The sequence below is a fragment of the Mesorhizobium sp. M7D.F.Ca.US.005.01.1.1 genome (genome assembly GCF_003952545.1).
In the GTDB taxonomy this organism is placed as follows: Bacteria; Pseudomonadota; Alphaproteobacteria; order Rhizobiales; family Rhizobiaceae; genus Mesorhizobium; species Mesorhizobium loti.
In genome coordinates this window covers 4976954-4999964 of sequence record NZ_CP034453.1, presented here as the reverse complement: position 1 = coordinate 4999964, position 23011 = coordinate 4976954, and the positions used below count along the sequence as shown (strand labels likewise).

The following is a 23011-nucleotide window of genomic DNA, read 5'->3' as shown; positions in this document are numbered from 1 at the left end:
GAGATGATCCGACGCAGACTGCTGGAAAACCCTGATGCAGGCAAGATCGATTGCCACCTTGGCGTGCGGCCAACTTGACAGGCGCGGCGGGCAGGAGAAAGTTGTGTCCAGGGCAGGAAGGTAACGCCGGTTGCCCATGGCCGCGCGTGCGAGCGCGCAACAGTCGAAGGAGTATCATCTTGGCTGTCACCATCACCTCCCTCATTCTCTTGCTCATCGGTCTGGCGCTCGGCGGCGGTGGTATCCGTCTCGCGATGCTGGGCGGCAGCTGGTATTACATCATCGTCGGTTTCGCCTTCCTGATTGCCGCCTGGCTGCTCTACCGGCGCAGATCGACCGCCCTGTGGCTCTACGCGGCGATCGTGCTTGGCACGCTGGCCTGGGCGGTCTGGGAAACCGGCTTCGACTGGTGGGAACTCGGGCCGCGCGGCGGCATCATCGTGCTGGTGGCGCTGTGGCTGCTGACACCGTGGGCGAGGCGGGGCCTTGCCGGCCCTGATGCGCGCGCGCCGCTCATCCTTGCCGTGCTGGCATCGCTTGCCGTTGCCGGTTATTCGATGACAGCAGATCCGAAGGACATCGCTGGAGAACTCGACACCGACAAGGTGATCCCCAACGCCAACCTCGGTAACGACGTGCCGGCCGGCGAGTGGCACTATTATGGCCGCACGCAGTTCGGCCAGCGCTATTCGCCGCTCGACCAGATCACGCCGGACAATGTCGCCAAGCTGCAGCCGGCGTGGACCTACCGCACCGGCGACGTGAAGGGACCGGACGACATCGGCGAGACCACCTATCAGGTGACGCCGCTGAAGATCGGCGACACGCTCTACATCTGCACGCCGCACAATTTCGCCATCGCCATCGACGCGGCGAGCGGCAAGGAGAAATGGCGCTACGATCCCAAGATCAAGCTCGACAAGGACCGCCAGCACCAGACCTGTCGCGGCGTGTCCTATTATGCCGATGCGGCCATCGCCGCCGGCCAGCCCTGTGCTGCCCGCGTCTACCTGCCGACCTCGGATGCGCGGCTGATCGCGCTCGACGCCGCCAACGGGCAGGTCTGTCCGGCTTTCGCAGAAGGCGGCACGCTGAACCTTCTGACCAACATGCCCTATCCGAAGTCTGGCTATTATTACTCGACTTCTGCGCCGCTGATATCAGGCGGCAAGATCATCGTCGGCGGCGCGGTCAACGACAATTATTCGACGCAGGAGCCGTCGGGCGTCATCCGCGCCTACGATGTCGGCACCGGCAAGCTGCTATGGAACTGGGATTCCGGCAATCCGGACCAGACGACGCCGTTGGCGGCCGGCCAGACCTATACCGCCAACTCACCCAACATGTGGTCGACGCCGAGCGCCGACGAGAAGCTCGGCCTGCTCTATGTGCCGCTCGGCAACCAGACGCCGGATCAACTCGGCGCGGGGCGCAGCGCCAATGTCGAGAAGTTCTCGTCGTCGATCACCGCGCTCGACCTCAACACCGGGCAATTGCGCTGGGTGCGGCAGACCGTGCACCATGACCTCTGGGACATGGACGTGCCGGCGCAGCCGAGCCTGATCGACATCACCAAACCCGACGGCACCGTGGTGCCGGCGCTGGTCGGGCCGACCAAGCAGGGCGACCTCTATGTGCTCGACCGGCGCACCGGCGAGCCGGTCATTGCGGTCAACGAAGTGCCGGCGCCTGGTGGCGCCATCGAGGGCGACCATACATCGCCGACGCAGCCTTCGTCCGACCTCTCCTTCAATCCGAAGCCGCTGACCGATGCCGACATGTGGGGCATCACCATGTTCGATCAGCTGGCGTGCCGGATCGCTTTCCACAAGCTGCGCTATGAAGGCCGCTACACGCCGCCCTCGGTGCAGGGGTCGCTGATCTATCCCGGCAATTTCGGTGTCTTCAACTGGGGTGGCGTGGCGGTCGATCCGGTACGGCAGGCGCTGTTCGGCATGCCGACCTATCTGGCCTTCACGTCGAGACTTGTGCCGCGCGCGGACGTGCCGCCGCCCGGCGACGACACCAAGGGCAGCGAGCAGGGGCTCAACCGCAACGAAGGCGCTCCCTATGCCGTGGTGATGGGACCGTTCCTGTCGCCGCTCGGTGTGCCTTGCCAGGCGCCGCCCTGGGGCTATGTCGCCGGTGCTGATCTCAGAACCGGCAAGATCGCCTACAAGCACCGCAACGGCACCGTCTACGACATGACGCCATTGCCGCTGCCGCTGAAGGTCGGGGTGCCGGGCATCGGTGGGCCGATGATCACCGCCGGCGGTGTCGCCTTCCTGGGTGCGGCGGTCGACGACTATCTGCGCGCCTATGAGCTGACATCAGGCAAGCAGCTGTGGCAGGCGCGGCTGCCGGCCGGCGGGCAATCGACGCCGATGACCTATACGGTCGCCGACGGACGCCAGTTCGTGGTCATCGTCGCCGGTGGCCATGGTTCGGTCGGCACCAAGCCGGGGGATTATGTGATGGCCTACGCGCTGCCGAAGTAGGGGCGGACTGGCCGTGCCGTCCTAGCCAAGCCCCAGATGGCTCTTCAGGCTGGGCACCGAGCCGAGCACTTCGTTGGTCAGCTCGGGGCCGGCGGCGGCTTCGGCCTGCTGGACCAGCGTTTCGCCGGCCTTCTGGATCTGAGCCATGTCGAGGCCGGATGCCTTGAGTGCGGCGAGGCCGTTGATCAGTGCGCCGGCCTTCTCGCCGAGAACGCCGCCGAGCGCGCCCTGCAGCGATGACAGGAAGCCGCCACCGCCGCCGGCCGGAGCGGCGGCCATGACATCATATTGGTGGGCGAGATCGTCGGCGCCGGGGATCTTGGCGAAGAAAGCCGAGGCGCTGGTGCCTTCAGCTTCATGCTCAAGCACCGAGAAAATGGTGCCGACGACTTTCTCCGTCGTCGCCTGGTCGAGGCCCGCTTTCTGCGAGACGGTGTTGACGATGTCCTGGACGTTCATGGTCTCACCTCAACCCTGGGTCTTCGTGTTTGCACGGCGGTTCTGCTCACTGCGGACACTGATCAACGATCGTCTGCCTGCATTCACAACCATCGAGCGTAGGGCCAAAGCGGCGGCCACGGCAAGGACGACCGCGCTGGCGAGGATCGGGGAAGGCATGGTCATCGGCATCGCTCCTTCTGGGTCGAGACGTGAAGGCACCTGGTCCAAGGCGCCATCGATAGCCGGCAGCTTCCCTCACTATTGTGGCAGCGCCAGCAGGATTTGTCGCGGATGACTAAAAAGTGATGACACGGGCGCCTGTGGCGCCGGCTTTGCCGGGCCGGCGTGGCCGCCTGTGGAAACGCCACGAGGCGATCCACGGCCGTGACAATGCTCGACTGGATCATGGCGGCTGGGTCTCTATGTAGCTCAGGTATCGAAGCTCGAAGCCGAGGAGTGCGCAATGACGAAATCAGCTGGCCAGACGCCTGCCATTACCCAGGCGATGATCGATGCCTATGACGAATATACGCATCTGACGCTCGATCGCCGCCGCTTCATGGAGCAACTGACCCGGCTTGCCGGGTCGGGTGCGGCGGCAGCCGCGATCGCGCCGCTGCTGGCGGCGAATTCCGCGCAAGCGGCTGTTGTCGCCGACAACGATCCGCGGGTGAAGGGCGAGGATATCAGCTATCCCGGCAGCGGCGGCGAGATGAAGGGCTATCTGGTCAAGCCGGCGGACCAGGCGGGCAAGCTCGGCACGGTCATCGTCATCCACGAGAACAGGGGGCTCAACCCGCATATCCGCGATGTGACGCGTCGCGTTGCGCTGGAAGGGTTCGTGGCGCTGGCCCCCGATTTCCTGTCGCCGCTCGGCGGTACGCCAGCCGATGAAGACAAGGCGCGCGACATGTTCGCCAAGCTCGATACGGCGCAGACCATCGCCGACGGTATAGCGACCGTCGCGTACCTCAAGGCCGACAAGGACGGCAACGGCAAGGTCGGAGCCATCGGCTTCTGCTGGGGCGGTGGTACGGCAAACATGTTGGCCGTCAACGCGCCCGATCTCAGCGCCTCCGTCGCCTACTACGGCATGCAGCCGAAGGCCGCCGATGTGTCGAAGATCAAGGCCGCATTGCTGCTGCACTATGCCGGGCTGGATGAGCGCACCAATGCCGGCATCGACGCCTTCAAGAAGGAGCTCGACGCGGCGCATGTCGAATACACGGTCTATGTCTATGAAGGCGCCAACCACGCCTTCAACAATGACACCTCGGCAGCGCGCTACGACAAGAAGGCGGCGGATCTCGCCTGGAGACGCACGATCGCCTTCCTCAAGCAGAAATTGGCATAGGCGTTCGTTTAGTCCGTGTTCGCCGGCTTGTGGAAGGCGACGCCGGCGACCACCAGCGCAATGCCGAGGCAATCGGTAAAACTTGGAATCTGGTGCAGCACGACGACGCCGATCAGCGTCGCGGTGACGGGCAGCAGCGACAGCATCAGCGCGAAGCTCGCGCGCGGCAGCCGCGACATGGCGAGTTGGTCGCAGATGTAAGGAATGACAGAGGAGCAGATGCCGACGCCGATGGCGGCGAGCAGCAGCGGCGGCGAGAAAAAGGCGGGCAGCGCATCGCTGAAGCCGATCGGCAGTACGACGATGAAGGCGATCGCCATGGCAGCACCCAGGCTGGCGATGCCGCTGCCTGCGCCTGAAGCGGCGACGCGGTGGCCGAGCACGATGTAACCGACAAACAGTGCGCCGTTGAGGAAGGCCCAGAACAGCCCGATGGGATCATCGGACCATCTGACGTCGATGAGCAGCAAGGTGCCGGTGACGGCAACGGCAAGGGCGGCGAGATTGCGCGGGCTCCTGAGACCGATCACCGCGACGCCGATGGTGCCGACGAATTCGATCGCCGCCACCAGTGAGATCGGGAGCCGGTCGAGCGCCAGGTAGAACGAACAGTTCATCACCGCCAGGCAGGCGCCGAAGGCCAGCAACAGCAGCCGCATCGAGCGATCGGCGCGGGCGAAGGCTCGCCATGGACGGGTCAGCGGTGCGAAGATCAGCGCGGCGGTGGCGATGCGCAGCCATGCCATGCCGAGCACGCCGACATGCGGGAAAAGCAGCACGGCGAAGGCCGGCCCGAGATAGTGGAAGACGGCGCTGACGCCGAACCAGACATGTGGCGGCAGTTTTTCCGTCAGCCTGCCGAGGGTGGAGTTGCCGAGGGCAGGGGTCGCCACGAGAGCTTGCGTTTGATCATCCACCGGATCAGTATCGCAGGCAGATCTGCCTGTTTATATGGGTGATGATTGGCTCTTTCGGCTGACTTTCTCCCGGAAGCGAGGAATTTTCCATGAAACGCCTTCGAACTGAAAGTGCCGACCTCGATGCCGCGGACATGAAGATCCTGCGCCTGCTGGAAAAGGAGGCGCGCATCAGCACGGCGGAGCTTGCGCGCTCGGTCGGCCTGTCGGCGCCGAGCGTGGCCGAACGCATCAAGCGGCTGCAGGAAAGCGGCGTCATCGAGGCCTATTCGGTCAGGATCAGCCCGGCGGCACTTGGTCTGCCGCTGTCGGCATGGCTGCGCATCCGTCCGGTACCGGGGCAATTGGCGGTCGTGGCCGAAATCATCCGCGAGCTGCCAGAGATTGCGCAATGCGACCGGGTGACTGGCGAGGACTGTTTCATCGCGCTGGCGCATGTCGGCTCGGTGGCCGAACTCGAGCGGGTGATCGACCGGATCATTCCCTACGCGATGACCAACACGGCCATTATCCAATCGTCGCCGGTGGTGGCGCGCTCGGCCCTGGGGGCCATCAAGCGCCAAGCTTGATGTAAGGGGCCAAGCTTAATGTAAGGGAATTGTCGGTTCCAGGGTTTTAAGCGTGGCCGCGCTTCATGCGCGCCTGCTTCAGGATGGCGCGCCAGCGGATCATGTCGAACGGGATCGGCTCGTTGCTGTTGGCGATGTGGAAGATCTCGTTGTTGACGTTCTTGAGGGAACGCCAGAAATCATAGTCGGTTATACGCGGATCGGCGGCCAGCCTGTCCACCTCGACCTTGATGTCGGTTTTCATGCACGTTCCTCGAACCGGCTTCGCCCCGCCGCCCGTGTCGCTACCTCGATGCGGATCGTTTTCGACCGACCCGCTGAGTCGCGCAACGGCTCAATTGGCTTGTTCCCGTTAAAACCTCGGTAAGGTTAACGCGGGCGCCGAGTCGCTTCAAGCACTGCTGCCAGCCGATTTCAGGGGTTTTGCGATTTTGGATTGCCGGTGTGGCTTTGAGGTCCGATCGTCGCCCTATTTGCGCTTGATCCCGATCGAACGGCCGGCGCGCTCCGGCATCGGCAGTGCCGAATGGGCGGCACGCATGGCCTCGACTTTGGCAAGCACGTCGGCGGGGAAGGGCGCGACCTTCGGTCCGGACATGTCGACATGCAGGGACAGGATCTCGGAGGTGGCGGCGAGCCAGCCGTCGACATGGCGGATTTCCTGGTAGGTCCGCAGCCGCTTGTCGTCATGGTCGATGAGCTGGAGGGAGATGCGGACCTTGTGATCCAGATGCAGTTCCTGAACGTAGCAGACATGGACTTCGGCGGTGTAAACCGTGAGCCGCCGCTCCTTCACGTAATCCAGCCCCATGCCCATCGCCTCGAAGGCTTCGTCCGAGCAGCGGTCGAACAGCACGTTGTAGTAGGCCATGTTGAGATGGCCATTGTAGTCGATCCAGTCTTTCTCGATGTCCATGGGTTGGGAGACGAAGGGGGCGGGGATGGACATCGAAACTTCCTTGTTGTGGCGCTGGACAGAGCGTGGCTGCGGAGACTACGCATCCATAATCGCATAACAAGCGTGGACGCTGGTCCATTCGCGGAGGAATTCATGGCTCTGAGCGACCTCAACCCGGTCGAACGTAACGAGGAAGGCATCGCGGCGGTGCTCGGCATCCTCAAGCAACAGCTTGGCGAGCGCTTCCAGACCGGCCAGGCTATCCGATCCCAGCACGCGCACACCACCACCTATATTCCGACGCAGGCGCCCGACGGCGTCGCCTTTCCCGAGACGACCGCCGAGGTGCAGGAGATCGTGCGGGCCTGCGCCGCGCATCACGTGCCGGTGATCGCCTTCGGCGTCGGTTCCTCGCTGGAGGGCCACACCAACGCACCGGGCGGCGGCATATCGGTCGACACCTCGCGCATGAACCGCATTCTGGCGGTCAATCCGCAGGATCTCGACTGCACGGTCGAACCCGGTGTGACGCGCGAGGATTTGAACCGGCATCTGCGCGACACCGGCCTGTTCTTTCCGATCGATCCGGGCGCCAATGCGTCGCTCGGCGGCATGGCGGCGACACGGGCGTCCGGCACCAACGCGGTGCGTTACGGCACGATGCGCGAGAATGTGCTGTCGCTGACGGCCGTCATGGCCGACGGCGAGACGGTGACGACCGGCAAGCGCGCGAAAAAAAGCTCGGCCGGTTATGATTTGACGCGGCTGCTGGTCGGCTCGGAAGGCACGCTCGGCATCATCACCTCGCTGACCTTGAAGCTGCAAGGCATCCCGCAGGCGATCTCCGGCGGCGTCTGCCCGTTTCCGAGCGTCGAGGCGGCGTGCAACGCTGTTATCGCGACGATCCAGATGGGCATTCCGGTGGCGCGCATCGAACTGGTCAACGCTTTGCAGATGCGGGCGATGAAGAATTATTCGAAGCTCGACTATCCCGAGAGCCCGTGCCTGTTCGTCGAGTTCCACGGCAGTGATGCCGGCGTGGCAGAGCAGGCCGAGACCTTCGGCATGATCGCCGAGGAAAATGGCGGCGGGCCGTTCCTGTGGACCAGCGTTGCCGAGGAACGGACGAAACTATGGAAGGCCAGGCATGATGCCTACTGGTCGTCGCTCACGCTGCGGCCCGGCGCCAAGGGCCTGTCGACCGATGTCTGCGTGCCGATCTCGCGCTTTGCCGAATGCGTCACCGAAACCGAGGCCGATATCGCCGAAATGGGCTTGATCGCGCCGATCGTCGGTCATGCCGGCGATGGCAATTTCCACGTGCTGGTGCTGATGGATGTCAACGATCCCAAGGAAATCGCGCTGTCGGAAAAGTTCGTCGCACGGCTCAACATGCGGGCGATCGCCATGGACGGCACCTGCACCGGCGAGCACGGCATCGGGCAAGGCAAGATCGGCTTCCTGCGCCACGAACTCGGCCACGGCGTCGACATCATGCGCACGATCAAGCAGGCGCTCGATCCGCAAAACATCATGAACCCGGGCAAGATCTTGCCGGGCGAGGGCCATTAGATGTCGGCTGCCGAAACCCTGCTGCCGATCGAGGTGCCGCCCTCGTCGGCCGGGGCGCCATTACCCCATGTGTTTGCGGATGAAGGCAGGCTGGTCGTTGCCTACATCGCCAATGCTCCGGATCCGTCCTTCGATGGCACGAATCCGCGCTCGGTTTCATCGGTAACAGGCAACCAATCCGTCGCCGTCTTGACCGCAGATCCTTATCTGGCATTTCAGTTCGGCCCGCCGAACGATGAAGCCATCAGCGGCCATCGTCTCTATCCGTTGGGCTTGCGGGCCTACGAGGCATTTGAAGTCCGCAATTCGTCGTGGATCGCTTCCCTGGAAAAGGCCAATCGGGTTCATTCATCCCATACGCCTGAACTGTTTTTAGACTACCGGCATTTCATAGTGGCGTTCCATGATTCAACGCTGGAGTTCATTGCCGAGAGTTTCTCGACCAGCCTTCACAACGGAGCGGTTTTGACCGTGCTCATGGAAACTGTTGGACACAGTCGCCCAGCGCAGCACGTCAGACCGGGCCACTTTCTCGACAGGCTTTGGCGACGCAATTGATCCGTCAGGGGATTCCCTGCTTGTCTTGACCGCGCCACCATTAGGGTCGAGGCTCCTCCGACGGCAAGCCTGGAGCCGACAGGCGCGCCAGCTGAGGAGGACCGTCATGGCCATTTCACGCAAGGAAGAAGCGCGCGCGCTGAGCGCCGATGAGACGGAATTGGTGGAGAAATCGCACCATCCCGCGGTGCAGGAGCTTTCCGACGCCGACCTTGCCGGTCTGGTCAAGCTGCTGCGCGAGCGGCGCGACAAGGCGCAGAGCGAAGCGCACCGGCGCCGGCGCGAGATACGCGGCAAGGGCGCGCCGAAGGGGGCCGCGCCATCAAAGGCCGATGGCGGTTCGCAGGTCAAGCTCGCGACACTGGCCATGGCGATGCGGCGGCTGAATGGCGAGGCCGAACGGCGGCGCCAATTGGCGGCTCGGGTTTCGCTGGTCGGGAATGCACGCAAGGCGCTGGCCATGAAGCAAAGTGCGCCGGCGGATGGTCCCGCGCACAATTCGCGGACGGCTCACAAGGGCATGCGGGCCGTGGCCAACGAGCGAGCGCCGAAGCTGGTCCGGCCGGCGGAACTCGGTCGGCAGCGCAAGGCGGGCAAGGTGGCGCAAGCAAAGCGTGACGCGCGCTGATCCTCGCGGATAGAGGCCGTCAGCCGTCGCTTTACCGCGCGGCGGGAAGTTGCTTCTGCGCGTCCTCGACAAGGGCCTGCAGCATGGGGCGGGTTGGCGCGAAGAATGTTGTGCCGGTCTGCGGCACCGACACATCGAGCAGCCGGTCGTAGGCGCCCGGCGGGTCGCCGATATACATGCGCTGCAGCATTTTTTCGGTGACCCAAAGATATCTGGAATAGCCGATGAAGTAGGTGCCGAACTCGTTCTGTCCGGGCCTGCCGAACGGCATGTTGTCGCGCAATATGTCGTACTCGTTGCCGTCGGCATCCTCGATGGTGGCCAGCGACTTGTGCGATTTGCGTGGCGCGTCGTCATCGTCGATTTCGATGTTGTCGATCTTGGTGCGGCCGATGATCGCTTCCTGCTCGGGCGTCGGAATGCGCGCCCAGGCCTGCATGTCGTGCAGATATTTCTGGACGACGACATAGCTGCCGCCGGCGAAGTCGGCATCTTCATCGCCGATGAGCGCCGAGGCGGGCAAATCGAGGCCGGTCGGGTTGGCGGTGCCGTCGACAAAACCGAGTAGGTCACGGGCATCGAAATAGCGAAAGCCCGTCACTTCGTCGACAACAGTGACGCCGGAACCGAGCCTGTCGAGCAGGATGCGCTCGAACTCGAAGCACATGTCGGGGCGTTCTGAGCGGATGTGGAAGAGAAGGTCGCCCGGCGTCGACGGCGCCGAATGGACCGCGCCTTTGATCGGCGCGAACGGTTTTAGCTCCAGCGGCCGCCGGCCGAGACTGAGACGGTCCCAGAGATCGTGGCCGATGCTGGCGATGCACGACAGGCGGCCGCCAAGGTCGCGGAACCCGACATTTTTGACCAGGTCGTCGAGTTCGCCGAGCACCGACGCGACCTTTGCGAGCGCACTCTGCTCGCTGGCGACGGTGACGACAAGAAAGACCGCCGAAAGCGACAGCGGAGCGTCGATACTTTGCGCATCGATCGGCACGCGATCCCAGTTCTTCCCAGACATCCGAATTCTCCGCTTTGCGAGGATTTGTTTCAGATCATCAGGGATCGCGCAACACTGGATGAATTGCCTCTTTATCGACACGCGGATGCGGGTAGAGTGCGGCTGAATTTCAATCAACCCGTTCGGAGCTGATGCTCGCACGCCTGTTCGTGATCTTCGGTGGTCTTTTTGTGCTGGTGCTGTGTGCGGCGCTGGTGGTGCCGTATTTTGTCGACTGGACCGGCTACCGCGCCGAATTCGAGCGCGAGGCGAGCGCCATTCTCGGCCGCAAGGTGACCGTGCGGGGTGACGCCACGGCAAGGCTGCTGCCGTTCCCCTCGGTGACCTTCTCGAATGTTGCCGTTGCCGGCGGCCCCAATGGCCAGCCAGCCATGACCGTCGAAACGTTTTCGATGGATGCGGAACTGGCGCCCTTCCTGCGTGGCGAAGTGCTGATCTTCGACATGCGACTGGTGCGGCCGAAAGCGACCATCGATATTGCCAATGACGGCACGGTCGACTGGGCGATGCGGCCGTCCTCGCCCTTCGACCTCAACCAGATCTCGATCGAGAAGCTGACGGTGACGGAAGGGCAGATCGAACTGCGCCATGCCGCCGGCGGCCGCAGCCACCTGTTTTCCGAGATCAATTCGACCATCTCGGCCAAGTCCCTGGCCGGCCCGTGGCGCATGGACGGCACGCTGCGGCTGGACGGGTTGCGCGCCACGATCGCGGCGTCCACGGGCAAGGCCGAAGGCACCGGGCAGATGCGGCTGCGGCTGAAAGCCGATCCGGACGCCTATCCGCTGGTCATCGAGACCGACGGCAATGCGGGCATCGTCAATGGGGCCGCCGTCTACTCCGGCCAGTTCAAGATCTCCGGTGCCGACAAGAACAGCGCCGAGCTGCGCGGCACCGATGGCGAGACGGTGAAGGTCTCGGCCGGCAAGCCCGATCCGGGCTTTCGGCTGAACGGCAAGTTTTCCCTCGACCACCAGAAGTTGGGCGTCGACGAATTCCGCTTCGAGACCGGGCCGCTCGACAACCCCTACACCGCCGACGGCAAGGCCTCGGTCGATCTCGGGCTGAAGCCGAGCTTCGCCATCGAGGCCACTGGCGCGCAGGTGCAGTTCGACGAGGCGGTGGGCGCCGAGGCCGGCGCCGGCCTGACACTGGATCAGCGCATCGCGGCATTTGAGCAGGCGCTTCTCGACCTGCCGAAGCCGACCATCCCCGGCACCGTCGAGGTCAAGCTGCCAGCGGTGGTGGCCGGCGACACCACGGTGCGCGACGTTCATCTTTCCGCCGAGCCGGTCGATGGCGGCTGGTCGGTGAAATCGCTTGCCGCGACCTTGCCCGGCCGCACCACGCTGGAAGCCGATGGCATGCTCCTGCTCAACGTGGAGGGCCATTTCGGCTTCAACGGCTCGTTGCTGCTGGCCGTGGCGCAACCCTCAGGCTTTGCCGCCTGGCTGTCGAAGGATGTCGACGAGGCGATCCGCCGTTTGCCCGCCGCCGGCTTCAAGGCCAAGGTCGAGCTCTCGGAGAAGCGTCAGGCCTTCAGCGATCTCGAACTGATCCTGGGCAAGGCGAAGTTTTCCGGCCGCATCGATTCCAGCCAGCCCGACGACGCCAAGCCTTCGGTGCTGATGCGGCTCGAAGGCGGCGAACTCGATGTGGACGGACTGGCGGCCTTTGCCTCGATCTTCGTCAGTGACAAGGGCGCCAACCGCTTTGCCGACCGCGACCTCGATTTCCAGATCAAGGCAGGGCCGGTCAACGCCGGCGGGCTGACCGCCGACACGGTCGATACCGCACTGAGGCTGCGCGACGGACTGCTCGAAATCGACCGGCTGTCGGTGGGCGGGTTGGCCGGTGCCTCGATCAGCGCCACCGGCAGGATCAAGGATTTCCCGGCAAGCCCGACCGGCAAGCTCGATGCATCGGTGGTTGCCGTCGACCTGAAGCCGCTGATCGACGTCGCCGCCCAGCATTATCCCGACAGTGCCGTGCTCAAGGGACTGGCGAGCCGCGCCGCCGCCTATCCCGAGCTGTTCCAGGATGCGCGCGTCGACCTGGTGGCGAGTGCGGCCGACAATGGCGACGGCACCACGGGCCTGGCGGTGAGCGGGCAAGGCAAGGCCGGCGGCTCGGCCTTTTCCGCATCACTGTCGGGAAAGGGGGCGGTGGACAAGCTTCTCGAAGCGCCGGTGGCGCTGACCTTCAACGCCAAAAACCCTGATGCCACCGCGCTGCTGGCTCTTTACGGCCTGCCGGCGCTGCCGCTCGGCATGCTGGGCGAGGCAAGCACGGACATTCAGGCCAAGGGCACGCTTGGCGGCGGCATGGCGACGAGTTTCAGCCTTGCCGGCGACGACTTCAAGGCCGCTTTCGAAGGCACGATCGCCGATACGTCGCAGGGCCTCACCGCCAAGGGCAAGCTCAGCCTCGACGCCGCCGACATCGAGCCATGGCTGATGACATCAGGCATCGGCCTGCCGGGCATGGGAGCCGGCATGTCGACGTCGCTCGCCGCACAGGGCGACTATGGCAACGGTCTGCTGGTGCTGGACGAACTCAACGGCGCCATCAACGAAGCGGCGGTGTCCGGCGACGTCAATGTCGATGTGAAGGAGGGGGTCGACGGCAAGGCCGGCGTGCCACATCTGGCCGGTGCTCTGGTGCTCGACGAACTCGACCTCGATCCGATGGCAGTGGCACTGTTCGGCGATTCCGCCTTTCTTGTCGACCAGGAGGGGGCCGACAAGCAAGTGGCCGATAAGAGCGGGGTGTGGCCGGCCACACCGTTCAGCCAGAAATCCAGCCTGCCGTTCACCGCCGACCTCGACCTGACGACGGCAGCGCTCGCCGCCGGCCGGTTCGCCACCGCCTATGATGCCGCCTTTTCGCTCAAGCTCGACCAGGAAGGCATCCGCGTTTCGGATCTGAAGGCGAAATTGCTGGGCGGGGCGCTGACAGGCCTGTTCGAGCTGAAGAACAATGACGGCACAGGACTTTTCACCGGCCAGATGAAACTGGCTGGCGCCGATCTGGCGACCGTGCTGCCGGATGCAGGCATCAGCGGCATCGGCGATTTCTCGACCGCGCTGTCAAGCAGCGGCAAATCGGTTGGAGGTATGGTGGCCGCCTTGTCCGGGTCCGGTACGGCGACGCTGAAGAGCTTGCAGGTCGCCGGCGTCAATCCCGATGCGTTCCCCGCGTTCCTTGCCAAGGCGGATGCGATCGGGCGTGACATCGATGCGGCCAAGACCGCCGGCTTCGCGCCTGACATCGCCGCCGATGGCAGTCTCGCCGCCAAGGACACCGACATCGCCTTCACGGTTGCCGGCGGCATGCTGAGGGCGCCGCCCATCAGCCTCGACAATCCGGCTGCGACCTTGTCCGCTGACATTACAGCTGATCTCAACACAGCCATGGTGTCGGCCAAAGGGGCGATCACCTATCGGCCAGGCGACGAGGCCCAGGTCGGCTCCGAACCGGTCGTGAACTTCACCGCCGAGGGGCCGTTCGGCGCCGTGAAGCGGCAGTTCGACAGCGAGCCGCTGGCACAGTTCCTGACGCAGCGCGCGCTGGAGAAGGAGCAGCAGCGCGTCGAGGCGATGCAGGCAGCTCTGCTCGAGAAGCAGCGGCTGCGGCGCGAGGTGCGCTATTACGCGGCGCTGCAGACCGAACGGGACAACGCCGCCGAGGAATTGCGCAAACAGGAGGAAGCAGCCCGGCTGAAAGCCGAGGCTGACGCCAAGGCCAAGGCCGAAGCGGACGCCCAGGCGAAAGCTGAAGCCGACGCCAAAGCTCAGGCCGAAGCGGAGGCGAAAGCCAAGGCTGACGCGGATGCCAAAGCCAAGGCGGATGCGGACGCCAAGGCCGCTGCCGAACAGCAGGCCGCCGACGAAGCGGCCAAGGCACAGGCCGACGAGCAGGAGCGGCAGAAGGCGGAAGAGGCGATGCGCATTGCCTCGCAGGATAAGGCAAAGCTCGAGGCTGAGCGCAAGGCCGCGCAGCAGGCTCCGAAGATGGAGCGTGCGCCGCTGCCGGAGGCCAACGACAACCCGCCGCCGGCCAAGCCGAAGTCCAATCCGTTCACGCTCGACAATCTGCTGAAGTCGCTGCAGTAGGCCGGAGCTTTCTGCGCGATTCGAAAGGACAGCCGGTCCAGAGAATGAACAGTTCCGCGCTGCCGGGCGCAAAATACCGATAGTCAGAATGCCGCCCCGCTGTCGGGAACGACACCTGGAGCGTTGATGCTATCCGCCATCCCGATCGAGCAGCCGCCGCAGCATCGGTTCGATGCGTGACAGTTCGTCGAGATGCGCCGCCGACAGCTCGGCCAGACAATCGTCGGCGCGCTCGGTCAACTGCAGCAGCACGCGGCGATGGTCGTCCTTGTCCTGGTCCCTTGCGACCAGTCCTGCCTCGCTGAGGCGGTTGACCAGTTCGACGGCGCTGTGGTGGCGGATGCGCAGGCGTTCCGCGAGGTCGCCAACCGTCACCGGGCCGCCGCCCGGGAATCCCTTGATTGCCAGCAGCGCCTGATGCTGGCGCGGGGTCAGGCCGGCGTCTTCCGCCTGGACCTGGCTGAATTCTAGGAAGCGGCGGATCAGGTAGCGAAACTCCGACAGCCGTTGGTAGTCAGCCTGGCTGATGGCGGGACGTGGTTTTTGTGGCTGCGACATACCGGACATTTGTTCGTTTTCCGACGAAAGCTCAAACGGATTTCGAGCAAAACCGGCTTGAATATTTATATCGTGTTACGATACATAGCCATCGACAAGCCCGGCTGGCCGCTTCGACCTTGCCGCATATCCGACAGACGGCCCGCCGCCAGGAAGCGAACTGCCATGAAGACCCATCACTCGAACCCGGAGCATCTGCGTGATTTCACCACGGATGCCAGAGTGCTGCTCGTTGCCGCCATTGCGGTGGTGGTGGCGACTGCCGGGCTGTTTGCCGGCATCGCGCTGTTGAAGCTGATCCGGCTTGCCACCAACATCGCCTATTTCGGCCAGTTCTCGCTCGCCGATCTGAAACTCGAGGACACGCCGCTAGGGCTTGCCGCCGTCATCGTGCCGGTGATCGGTGCGCTGATCATCGGCCTGATGGCGCGCTTCGGCAGCGAGAAGATCCGCGGCCACGGCATTCCCGAGGCCATCGAGGCGATCCTGCTGGGACGCTCAAAACTCGACGCCAAGGTGGCGATCCTGAAGCCGCTGTCGTCGGCAATCTCGATCGGCTCCGGCGGACCCTTCGGCGCGGAAGGCCCGATCATCATGACAGGCGGCGCCATCGGCTCGCTGATCGCGCAGATGCTGCCGGTCAGCGACACCGAACGCAAGACGCTGCTGGTGGCGGGTGCGGCGGCGGGCATGACGACGGTCTTCGGAACACCGATCGCGGCCATCATGCTGGCGGTCGAACTGCTGCTTTTCGAATGGACGCCGCGCTCTTTCATTCCGGTGGCGGTCGCGGCTGTTATCGCCGAGGTCGAGCGCACCATGCTCCATCTGCCCGGACCGATCTTCCCGTTCCAGGGCGGCATGGCGGTTTCGTTCACTGGGCTTGGCGGCTGGGTTCTGGTTGGTATCTGCGCCGGCCTGCTGTCGGGGCTTTTGACGCAAATGGTCTATGCCTGCGAGGACGGCTTTCAGAAGCTGCCCATCCACTGGATGTGGTGGCCGATGCTTGGCGGCCTGGTGGTCGGCATTGGCGGGCTGATCGAACCGCAGGCGCTCGGCGTCGGCTATGACAACATCGCCAACATGCTGGATGGCCGCACGCTTGCCACCGCCGCACTCATCCTGCTTGTGGTCAAAGCCATCATCTGGTCGGTTGCGCTCGGTTCGGGGACATCCGGAGGCGTGCTGGCGCCGCTGTTGATGATGGGCGGGGCGATGGGGGCGGTGCTCGCCGGCGTTCTGCCTGCCGCGGATCCGGGTTTCTGGGCGTTGCTGGCCATGGCCGCCACCATGGGCGGCACGATGCGGGCGCCACTGACGGCCACTTTCTTCGCGGTCGAGTTGACCGGCAACACCCATGTGCTGGTGCCGCTGATCGCGGCCTGCGCGGCGGCGCACGCCGTCACTGTGCTCATGATGAAGCGTTCGATCCTGACCGAGAAGATCGCCAGGCGAGGGCACCACCTCGTGCGCGAATACCGTGTCGACCCTTTCGCCCTGACCAGGGTGCGCGAGGTGATGACTTCTAAGGTCGAAAGCGTGCCAGCGACGATGACGCTGCATGGCGCAGCAGCCTTCCTGACCGCACCGGAGACACGGCATCCGAGCTTTCCGGTGGTCGATGAAAACAGGCACGTGCTCGGCCTCATCGATCCGCCGGCGATCCTGCGCTGGCGCCGTGCCGGCACCCACCGCACCACGACGCTTGGCGCGTTGCTGGCCGGGAGCAAGGTGACGCTCGCCTATCCGGATGAGTATCTCGAAGGCCTTTCCGACAAACTGCTGATGGCCAACGTCTCCCATCTGCCCGTCGTCACCCGTGAAGGCTCGCAACTGGTCGGCTATGTCGGCTGGAAGGATCTGATGCGCGTGCGGTCGAGGAAGCAGGCCGAGGAGCGCGAGCGTTCGACCTTGCTTGGCTTCGGCACCAGACGCAGGAAAAAGGCAGAAATGGTCGAGGGCCTTTAGGCTGTAGACTCACCAGCCGCAAACGCCCTCTTTTCGCCGCTCATCCATAAACTGGGCGTGCCTGATCCTTGGCGATGTTCCGCGGCCCGAGACAAAACCGCAAGATCGGTCGAGCACGTTGTGGCCATGAGCGACTAGTTGGAGCCGCCACCGAGGAGGGACGATGAAGGCGGCGCTTCAAACCACCATGCCCTGATGCGGCGGATGCTCGGCCACATCGACCGGCATCTTGACAGAAATCTGGACCTGGAACCGGTGATCGGTGTTGCGGCCTTTTCGAAGTTTCATTTCCATGGGCCTGTAGGCCGCTGTTCATCTTATCGCGTATTTAAGAGACACCCATGACAACGACGTACGCTCCCAAACAGACAACCACTCGCGGGCATACCGTTCAGATCAACGACATTGAGATGTACTACGAGCAGTACGGAGTCGGAAAGCCTCTGGTGCTTTTGCATGGATTTGGCGGTTGTGGACAGAACTGGCTTCCCTTTACCGCCAAGCTTTCTGAGCGCCATCGACTGATCGTCGTGGATCTGCGAGGCCATGGTCACTCCACCAATCCCGAGAACAAGTTCACACATCGGGAAGCGGCCAGTGACGTGTTCCTCTTGCTTGAAAAGCTGGGGGTTGGCCACTTCTCAGCTATGGGCATCAGTTCTGGCGGGATGACGCTGCTGCATATGGCAACGCGCCAACCCAACAGCATCGACTCAATGGTATTGATTAGTGCGACGACCCATTTCCCAGATCAGGCAAGGGTTATCATGCGCAGAGCTTCGTTCGGCGTCATGCCGCAACAGGTTCAGGAAATGTATCGGGAGTGCGCAAAGCGCGGTGACGAACAGATCAGTCAACTCATCGCACAGTTCAACGCGCTGGGCGAAAACCATGATGACATGAATTTCACCGAACAAGATCTCTCAACCATTGCAGCTCGAACGCTTGTTGTGCACGGTGATCGCGACCGCTTTTTCCCCGTTGAAATTCCTGTGAGCCTCTACCGTTCTATTCCCGATGCCGCGTTATGGATTATTCCTGGTGGCGAGCACGCTCCCATTTATGATCCCAGCGTTCCCTTCACCTCAACAGCCCTGCGATTCCTTGATGAGCCGGTCAGCAAGTTGCAGTCAGCGGCCGAACAATCAGCAGGAGCCGCCACAGAGGAGGGACGATGAAGGCTGCGCTTCAAAACCACCATGCCCGGATGCAGCGGGTGCTGGACTACATCGACCGGCATCCTGGCAGTGATCTCGACCTGGAAACGCTGAGCGGTGTTGCGGCCTTCTCGAAGTTTCATTTCCACCGGCAGTTTAAGGCGACCTTCGGGTTATCCGTGCATCGCTATGTCCAGCTTGCCCGTATGAAGCGCGCTTCGCACCGGCTGGCCTACAGAGATGCCCAAAGCGTCACGGACATAGCGATGGATGTGGGTTACGAGGCGCCGGATGCCTTCGCCCGCGCCTTTCGGCAACGGTTCGGACAATCGCCTTCGTCGTTCCGGAAGTCTCCCGACTGGGAGCCGTGGCTTGCGGCCTTCGGGCCTCTCGACAACGCCAGGAGCAAGCTCATGCAGAAGACTTTTGCCACTAACGACGTGACGATTCGCGATGTGGCCCCGACGCCGGTGGCGATCATGGAGCATCGGGGCGACCCGGCGACGCTCGGCGCCACCATCCAGCGGTTCATCGCGTGGCGCAAGGCCGCTGGCCTGTCGCCCAAGACAAGTCCGACCTTCAATGTCTGGCGTTCCGAGCGGCGTCCTGCGTCGCCTGCCGATTATAGCGTGGACCTTTGTGTCGGGACCGACCAACCGATCGAGGCGAACGGCGAGCAGATCAAAGCCGGCGAGATCCCTGGCGGACGCTGCGCGGTGCTGCGCGTCGTCGGCAACACCGACAATCTGGAGCCCGCCGCGCTCTACCTTTATCGCGACTGGCTTCCGGCCAGCGGCGAGGAAGCACGCGACTTTCCGATCTATTGCCAGCGGCTGGGCTTCTTCGCGGAAGTGCCGGAGCATGAGGCGGTCGCGGAACTGTATTTGCCGCTGAAATAGCGCCCTCCGACGGCGGCCTGTCCCATCCGATCGCGAGAAACGGACAGGTCGCTATCTAAAGATGCGTTCCGCGCTTCGCCCAATCGAGGACATGGAGCCTCAACGCCGAGGACAGGTTGGTGTCGCGAGGTCGTGTCTCGTCGACTTCGGCGACAAGAGCGGCGAGCGTCAATTGCCGCGCGGCCGCGATCGCGACGAGGTCGTCATAGAAGGGTTTTTCGAGCGAGTAGCTGGTGCGGTGACCGCGAATGGTCACCGAGCGCTTTTCGACCGCGCTCATTGACGGTCAGGGTCGCCGGGCTTTTCACGACGATGCCCGGCAACGAATTTTTCGCTGTTGTCGGCGACCAGGCGGTCGCGTTGCTTCTCTGCCTTGGAGCGGCCGTGCAGCGCGCGATTCTGTTCGGCGTCGCGCACCTTTTCGTCCCGCGCCTTCTGCTTACGGGCCTGGCGGAGGTTGACGATGTCGGCCATGGTGTGAACCGCAGGCCTATTTCTTGCGGAAGGCGTCGAGCGAGACCACTTCGGCGCCCTTGGTGGCGGCGTCCGCCGCTGCAGGCTGCTTCTTCTCCGCCTCGGCGGCGGCCTTCTTCTCGGCCTTCGGCTTTTTCTCGGAGACGAGGGTCAACGGCTCGGGCGTAGCTTGAGCGGCTGGTTCCTCGGCTGCTCCGTCCGTCTTGACGTCGAATTCGAGCTCGAAATTGACCGAGGGATCATAGAAGCCGCGTACGGCGGAGAACGGGATTTCGAGTTTCTCCGGTACGTCGGAGAAGGACAGGCCGACCTCGAAGCCGGTGTCGGTCACCTTCAGGTCCCAATACTGGAACTGGATGACGATGGTCATCTGCTCGGGATAGCGCTCGCGCAGCCGCGACGACACGCGCACGCCCGGCGCACCGGTCAGGAAGGTGATGAAGAAGTGATGGTTGCCGGGGAGGCCGGTGCGCGCGACCTCGGCCAGGACCTTGCGCATGACGCCGCGCAACGCCTCCTGGGCCAGAATGTCGTAGCGGATGTGGTCGTCGGCCATGTGGCGGTCGGGTTCCGTTGAATCGTCCGCATAGCTGTAATCAAGCTTGAGGGCGGCGTAAACCTGATATAGACCGCCGCCGCACCGAGATGAGGACTATTGCCGACGATTTGATCGCTCAGGCGCTGGCGAGCGCGCTTTGCTTTTCAACCGATGTCGCGGAGCGGCGCTTGCCGAAGGCGCGCAGGAAGGTGCGCACGCCATTGGTAGCTGATTGCAGCACCTCGTCCTCGCGCGGCGAGCCGCCAAGCATGAAGGTCGTCTGCAGTTCGGCATTGACGAGACCAAGGAACTGGCGTGCCGCCACGTCGGGGTCGTCGATCGCGAGGTAACCGCCATAAGCGAGGCGGGCAAAGCGGGCAGCGATTGCCGGCCATGTCCTGCCCGGCCCCTGTTCGCGCCATTCGGCAAACAGTTCGGGATAGCGCTCGCCTTCGGTCTGGATCAGCTTGCGCAGGAATTTTCCATCGCGGTTGCAGATGCAATTCCGGTTCAAGCGCACGGCAAAGCCGATCAGATCGGCTTCGAGATCCCCCGGCAGATCGGGGAAGGTGGCAATGGTGGCGAAGATGCCGGCATTGCAGCGTTCGGTGAGGTCGCGGACCACAGCAACGAACAATTTCTCCTTGTCGCCGTGATGGTTGTAGATGGTCTGGCGCGAGACGCCGGCTTCGGCGGCGATCAGATCGATGTTGGCGCCGGCGAAACCTTCGCGGCAAAACACGGTGGCGGCGGAATCGACGATCGACAGGCGCTTGGCCTCATGGCCGCGTGGCGGGAAGGTGTCAGGAGAAACGTGCAGCTTCATAAAATATATATAGAGGTGATTGACGAATTAGACAAGGGTGTCTAAATTTGTGGACAGAAGATAAAGAGATTTCACGACGAGACGAATGGAAATTCGCTTTTGGGGTGTCGGGATCTCATGGGATGGAACGTCCTAGGTTAGACGTCGCCTGGCGGCGGCAACCAGATTTGAAAGAAGCCTTTATCATGAGTCCCAAATTCCTCCGCATTGCGGTCGTGCTCGGCCTGTTGTCCGCCATCGGCCCGTTCGCCATCGACATGTATCTGCCCGCACTGCCGTCGATCGGCGCCGATCTGCACGCCGGCACCGCCGCAGTGCAGATGAGCCTGTTGATCTTCTTCCTGTCGATGGGTTTTGGCCAGATCGTCGTCGGGCCGATCTCCGACATGGTCGGCCGCAAGCTGCCGCTCTATGGCGGCCTTGCGCTGTTCATGGTCGGCGGTATCGGTTCGGCAATGGCGCCGACCATCGAATGGCTGATCGCTTTCCGCTTCCTGCAGGGGCTTGGCGCCAGCGCCGGCATGGCCGTTCCACGCGCCATCGTGCGCGACCTGCACACCGGCAACGAGGCCGCCAAGCTTATGTCCCTTCTGATGCTGGTGTTTTCGGTGTCGCCGATCCTGGCGCCGCTGACCGGCAGCGTGATCATCGAGAATTTCGGCTGGCGCGCCGTGTTCTGGACGGTGACTGGCGCTGCTCTGCTGGCCACCATCCTTCTGGCGACCTCGCTCAAGGAGACGCGGCCGGTGGAAGACCGCGCCGGCTCCTCCTTCGGCACCGCGCTGTCGGCCTACCGCTTCCTGATGGGCGACCGTAACTTCCTCGGCCTGACGGCTATCGCCGGCTTCGGCATTGCGAGCTTCTTCGTCTATCTGTCGAGCTCGTCGTTCATCCTGATCGACCACTACGGCCTGTCGCCTTCGGTCTACAGCGTGTTCTTCTCGATCAATGCGGTCGCCTTCATCGGCATGTCGCAGATGACGGGACTGCTGGCCGAGCGGTTCGGGCTGCGGCGCGTGGTGCGCGTCGCGGTGACCGGCTATGCCACGACGATGGTGGTGCTGTTTGCGGTGATGGCGACCGGCATCGACCGGCTCGACGTGATGGCGGCACTGCTGTTCGTCGGCTACGGCTTCCTCGGCCTGGTCATCCCGACCACCTCGGTGCTGGCCATGGAAGAGCATGGCGAGATCGCCGGTACGGCTTCGGCGCTGATGGGCACGCTGCATTTCGCCATCGGCGCGCTCGCAATGGGTGTCGCCGGCGTGTTCTTCGACGGCACGCCGCTGCCGATGGTGGCCGGCATCACGCTGTGCGCGGTGATTTCCTTCACGCTGGCCAAGGTCACGCTCGGCCGCTCGCGCGAAGCTGCCGAGGCGCCGGCGGAATAAGCAACCACAAACAAATGAAAGAGGCCGGGTTCACCCGGCCTTTTTTCATGCCAATCCCGTCTCGGCCAACACGAAGCGCAGCCGCTCCTCGACCGGGGCCAAAGGCAGCGGGATCAGTTCATAGCCCAGTTCCGTGTAGACGCCGACCAGCATATGATAGGTGCGCTCGGCCTCCTCAAGCGTTTGCTTGCGCTCTTCATCCTGCGCGAAGATCTCCGGCCAGGGCGGGGCGACGAAGACGCGCGGATTGTAGCGGAAGCGCTCGGCGGCAGAACTGACATGCTGGGGCACCGGCAGGCCGCTCAGTCTGAGATAGCCAAGCGTGTCCGGCACGCCGCGGTCGAAAAAGACAGGGCGCCCGGTCTGTTCGCGCGCAACCTGATACGAGCGCATCTCCCATGACAGCATCAGTTCGGCGAACAGCGTGCGATCGCGCCAGGGCAAAGCGGGTCCGCCTATGTCGGACTGGTCGCGGATGATGCCGCGGCCGGCTTCGACAGAGGTGGCTAAGCCTGCCCGGCGCAGGGCTTCGATCAGGGTGGTCTTGCCGGAGCCGGGACCGCCGGTCAGCACGAAGAATCGATCGGAATCGTTTTGCATGTTTTGTCCATGAGAGGGGCACGCGGCGGTGC

The 23011-nt window shown here is 63.6% G+C and carries 22 protein-coding genes and 1 pseudogene; 12 read left to right on the top strand and 11 right to left on the bottom strand.

Annotated elements, in window-relative coordinates:
• Positions 1 to 179: 179 nt before the first annotated feature.
• Complete coding sequence (locus EJ076_RS24275; protein ID WP_126069528.1) at positions 180 to 2498, top strand: glucose/quinate/shikimate family membrane-bound PQQ-dependent dehydrogenase; 2319 nt, start codon at positions 180 to 182, stop codon at positions 2496 to 2498.
• Positions 2499 to 2519: 21 nt separating this feature from the next.
• On the opposite strand, the gene EJ076_RS24270 is transcribed toward EJ076_RS24275, so the two are convergent.
• Positions 2520 to 2957, bottom strand: coding sequence for a hypothetical protein (locus EJ076_RS24270; protein WP_109668176.1), 438 nt, complete (start codon positions 2955 to 2957; stop codon positions 2520 to 2522).
• A 445-nt stretch (positions 2958 to 3402) separates the two neighbouring features.
• On the opposite strand from EJ076_RS24270, the gene EJ076_RS24260 reads away from it, so the two are divergent.
• Positions 3403 to 4293 (top strand): dienelactone hydrolase family protein, encoded by an 891-nt coding sequence (locus EJ076_RS24260; RefSeq protein WP_126069526.1) that lies wholly within the window; start codon positions 3403 to 3405, stop codon positions 4291 to 4293.
• An 8-nt stretch (positions 4294 to 4301) separates the two neighbouring features.
• Here EJ076_RS24260 and EJ076_RS24255 read toward each other — a convergent pair whose 3' ends face one another.
• A complete protein-coding gene (locus tag EJ076_RS24255; protein ID WP_164548720.1) occupies positions 4302 to 5186 on the bottom strand; it encodes a DMT family transporter in 885 nt (294 codons plus the stop codon).
• Between the two features lie 113 nt (positions 5187 to 5299).
• Between EJ076_RS24255 and EJ076_RS24250 the strand changes: the two genes are divergently transcribed.
• The gene (locus EJ076_RS24250) at positions 5300 to 5779 is read left to right on the top strand and encodes an Lrp/AsnC family transcriptional regulator (RefSeq protein ID WP_126069524.1); all 480 of its coding nucleotides are present in this window, start codon (positions 5300 to 5302) and stop codon (positions 5777 to 5779) included.
• Positions 5780 to 5825: 46 nt separating this feature from the next.
• Here the strand turns inward: EJ076_RS24250 and EJ076_RS24245 are convergent, their stop codons facing one another.
• Positions 5826 to 6023, bottom strand: a complete 198-nt coding sequence (locus EJ076_RS24245; protein WP_056582983.1) for a hypothetical protein — start codon at positions 6021 to 6023, stop codon at positions 5826 to 5828.
• A gap of 225 nt (positions 6024 to 6248) precedes the next feature.
• Positions 6249 to 6728: a thioesterase family protein gene (locus EJ076_RS24240; RefSeq protein WP_126069523.1), complete on the bottom strand. Its 480-nt coding sequence runs from the start codon at positions 6726 to 6728 to the stop codon at positions 6249 to 6251.
• Between the two features lie 102 nt (positions 6729 to 6830).
• Between EJ076_RS24240 and EJ076_RS24235 the strand changes: the two genes are divergently transcribed.
• The 3 genes from EJ076_RS24235 (at position 6831) to EJ076_RS24225 (ending at position 9435) form a co-directional block, all read left to right on the top strand.
• Positions 6831 to 8249 carry an FAD-linked oxidase C-terminal domain-containing protein gene (locus EJ076_RS24235; RefSeq protein ID WP_126069522.1) on the top strand — a complete coding sequence of 473 codons (1419 nt, stop codon included), beginning with the start codon at positions 6831 to 6833 and terminating at the stop codon, positions 8247 to 8249.
• Positions 8250 to 8807 carry a hypothetical protein gene (locus EJ076_RS24230; protein ID WP_126069521.1) on the top strand — a complete coding sequence of 186 codons (558 nt, stop codon included), beginning with the start codon at positions 8250 to 8252 and terminating at the stop codon, positions 8805 to 8807.
• A gap of 106 nt (positions 8808 to 8913) precedes the next feature.
• Entirely contained in the window at positions 8914 to 9435 is a 522-nt protein-coding gene (locus EJ076_RS24225) for a hypothetical protein (RefSeq protein ID WP_126069520.1), read from the top strand.
• Positions 9436 to 9466: 31 nt separating this feature from the next.
• Here the strand turns inward: EJ076_RS24225 and EJ076_RS24220 are convergent, their stop codons facing one another.
• On the bottom strand, positions 9467 to 10453 hold the full coding sequence (locus EJ076_RS24220; protein WP_126069519.1) for a Dyp-type peroxidase: 987 nt from the start codon (positions 10451 to 10453) through the stop codon (positions 9467 to 9469).
• A 131-nt stretch (positions 10454 to 10584) separates the two neighbouring features.
• Here EJ076_RS24220 and EJ076_RS24215 point away from each other — a divergent pair, with 131 nt between their 5' ends.
• Positions 10585 to 14568, top strand: coding sequence for an AsmA family protein (locus tag EJ076_RS24215; protein ID WP_126069518.1), 3984 nt, complete (start codon positions 10585 to 10587; stop codon positions 14566 to 14568).
• Between the two features lie 129 nt (positions 14569 to 14697).
• Here the strand turns inward: EJ076_RS24215 and EJ076_RS24210 are convergent, their stop codons facing one another.
• Positions 14698 to 15135, bottom strand: coding sequence for a helix-turn-helix domain-containing protein (locus EJ076_RS24210; RefSeq protein WP_126069517.1), 438 nt, complete (start codon positions 15133 to 15135; stop codon positions 14698 to 14700).
• Positions 15136 to 15291: 156 nt separating this feature from the next.
• On the opposite strand from EJ076_RS24210, the gene EJ076_RS24205 reads away from it, so the two are divergent.
• The 4 genes and pseudogenes from EJ076_RS24205 (at position 15292) to EJ076_RS24190 (ending at position 19150) form a co-directional block, all read left to right on the top strand.
• On the top strand, positions 15292 to 17094 hold the full coding sequence (locus tag EJ076_RS24205; RefSeq protein ID WP_126069516.1) for a chloride channel protein: 1803 nt from the start codon (positions 15292 to 15294) through the stop codon (positions 17092 to 17094).
• A 195-nt stretch (positions 17095 to 17289) separates the two neighbouring features.
• Positions 17290 to 17388, top strand: a pseudogene (locus tag EJ076_RS35870) (AraC family transcriptional regulator); the annotation flags it as partial.
• Positions 17389 to 17435: 47 nt separating this feature from the next.
• Complete coding sequence (locus EJ076_RS24195; RefSeq protein WP_126069515.1) at positions 17436 to 18272, top strand: alpha/beta hydrolase; 837 nt, start codon at positions 17436 to 17438, stop codon at positions 18270 to 18272.
• Positions 18269 to 19150: an AraC family transcriptional regulator gene (locus EJ076_RS24190; RefSeq protein ID WP_126069514.1), complete on the top strand. Its 882-nt coding sequence runs from the start codon at positions 18269 to 18271 to the stop codon at positions 19148 to 19150. Before EJ076_RS24195 ends, EJ076_RS24190 begins: the two co-directional genes overlap by 4 nt.
• Positions 19151 to 19205: 55 nt before the next feature.
• Here the strand turns inward: EJ076_RS24190 and EJ076_RS24185 are convergent, their stop codons facing one another.
• The 4 genes from EJ076_RS24185 to EJ076_RS24170 all read right to left on the bottom strand — a co-directional run bounded on the left by EJ076_RS24185 (position 19206) and on the right by EJ076_RS24170 (position 20988).
• Positions 19206 to 19430 (bottom strand): ribbon-helix-helix domain-containing protein, encoded by a 225-nt coding sequence (locus EJ076_RS24185; RefSeq protein ID WP_109668143.1) that lies wholly within the window; start codon positions 19428 to 19430, stop codon positions 19206 to 19208.
• A complete protein-coding gene (locus EJ076_RS24180; protein WP_126069513.1) occupies positions 19427 to 19624 on the bottom strand; it encodes a DUF4169 family protein in 198 nt (65 codons plus the stop codon). The genes EJ076_RS24185 and EJ076_RS24180 overlap by 4 nt, the downstream gene beginning before the upstream one ends.
• A 16-nt stretch (positions 19625 to 19640) precedes the next feature.
• Positions 19641 to 20180: an SspB family protein gene (locus EJ076_RS24175; RefSeq protein WP_126069512.1), complete on the bottom strand. Its 540-nt coding sequence runs from the start codon at positions 20178 to 20180 to the stop codon at positions 19641 to 19643.
• 118 nt (positions 20181 to 20298) lie between these two features.
• Positions 20299 to 20988, bottom strand: coding sequence for a TetR/AcrR family transcriptional regulator (locus EJ076_RS24170; protein ID WP_126069511.1), 690 nt, complete (start codon positions 20986 to 20988; stop codon positions 20299 to 20301).
• 185 nt (positions 20989 to 21173) lie between these two features.
• Between EJ076_RS24170 and EJ076_RS24165 the strand changes: the two genes are divergently transcribed.
• On the top strand, positions 21174 to 22379 hold the full coding sequence (locus EJ076_RS24165; RefSeq protein WP_109668133.1) for a multidrug effflux MFS transporter: 1206 nt from the start codon (positions 21174 to 21176) through the stop codon (positions 22377 to 22379).
• A gap of 45 nt (positions 22380 to 22424) precedes the next feature.
• On the opposite strand, the gene EJ076_RS24160 is transcribed toward EJ076_RS24165, so the two are convergent.
• Positions 22425 to 22979: an AAA family ATPase gene (locus tag EJ076_RS24160; RefSeq protein WP_126069510.1), complete on the bottom strand. Its 555-nt coding sequence runs from the start codon at positions 22977 to 22979 to the stop codon at positions 22425 to 22427.
• Between the last annotated feature and the right edge of the window lie 32 nt (positions 22980 to 23011).

What these genes read in the sequence shown, in the direction of transcription:
- EJ076_RS24270 (WP_109668176.1), bottom strand. Translation starts at nt 2,957, where the DNA reads ATGAACGTCCAGGACATCGTCAACACCGTCTCGCAGAAAGCGGGCCTC.
- EJ076_RS24260 (WP_126069526.1), top strand. Translation starts at nt 3,403, where the DNA reads ATGACGAAATCAGCTGGCCAGACGCCTGCCATTACCCAGGCGATGATC.
- EJ076_RS24250 (WP_126069524.1), top strand. Translation starts at nt 5,300, where the DNA reads ATGAAACGCCTTCGAACTGAAAGTGCCGACCTCGATGCCGCGGACATG.
- EJ076_RS24245 (WP_056582983.1), bottom strand. Translation starts at nt 6,023, where the DNA reads ATGAAAACCGACATCAAGGTCGAGGTGGACAGGCTGGCCGCCGATCCG.
- EJ076_RS24240 (WP_126069523.1), bottom strand. Translation starts at nt 6,728, where the DNA reads ATGTCCATCCCCGCCCCCTTCGTCTCCCAACCCATGGACATCGAGAAA.
- EJ076_RS24235 (WP_126069522.1), top strand. Translation starts at nt 6,831, where the DNA reads ATGGCTCTGAGCGACCTCAACCCGGTCGAACGTAACGAGGAAGGCATC.
- EJ076_RS24230 (WP_126069521.1), top strand. Translation starts at nt 8,250, where the DNA reads ATGTCGGCTGCCGAAACCCTGCTGCCGATCGAGGTGCCGCCCTCGTCG.
- EJ076_RS24225 (WP_126069520.1), top strand. Translation starts at nt 8,914, where the DNA reads ATGGCCATTTCACGCAAGGAAGAAGCGCGCGCGCTGAGCGCCGATGAG.
- EJ076_RS24220 (WP_126069519.1), bottom strand. Translation starts at nt 10,453, where the DNA reads ATGTCTGGGAAGAACTGGGATCGCGTGCCGATCGATGCGCAAAGTATC.
- EJ076_RS24215 (WP_126069518.1), top strand. Translation starts at nt 10,585, where the DNA reads ATGCTCGCACGCCTGTTCGTGATCTTCGGTGGTCTTTTTGTGCTGGTG.
- EJ076_RS24210 (WP_126069517.1), bottom strand. Translation starts at nt 15,135, where the DNA reads ATGTCCGGTATGTCGCAGCCACAAAAACCACGTCCCGCCATCAGCCAG.
- EJ076_RS24205 (WP_126069516.1), top strand. Translation starts at nt 15,292, where the DNA reads ATGAAGACCCATCACTCGAACCCGGAGCATCTGCGTGATTTCACCACG.
- EJ076_RS24195 (WP_126069515.1), top strand. Translation starts at nt 17,436, where the DNA reads ATGACAACGACGTACGCTCCCAAACAGACAACCACTCGCGGGCATACC.
- EJ076_RS24190 (WP_126069514.1), top strand. Translation starts at nt 18,269, where the DNA reads ATGAAGGCTGCGCTTCAAAACCACCATGCCCGGATGCAGCGGGTGCTG.
- EJ076_RS24185 (WP_109668143.1), bottom strand. Translation starts at nt 19,430, where the DNA reads ATGAGCGCGGTCGAAAAGCGCTCGGTGACCATTCGCGGTCACCGCACC.
- EJ076_RS24180 (WP_126069513.1), bottom strand. Translation starts at nt 19,624, where the DNA reads ATGGCCGACATCGTCAACCTCCGCCAGGCCCGTAAGCAGAAGGCGCGG.
- EJ076_RS24175 (WP_126069512.1), bottom strand. Translation starts at nt 20,180, where the DNA reads ATGGCCGACGACCACATCCGCTACGACATTCTGGCCCAGGAGGCGTTG.
- EJ076_RS24170 (WP_126069511.1), bottom strand. Translation starts at nt 20,988, where the DNA reads ATGAAGCTGCACGTTTCTCCTGACACCTTCCCGCCACGCGGCCATGAG.
- EJ076_RS24165 (WP_109668133.1), top strand. Translation starts at nt 21,174, where the DNA reads ATGAGTCCCAAATTCCTCCGCATTGCGGTCGTGCTCGGCCTGTTGTCC.
- EJ076_RS24160 (WP_126069510.1), bottom strand. Translation starts at nt 22,979, where the DNA reads ATGCAAAACGATTCCGATCGATTCTTCGTGCTGACCGGCGGTCCCGGC.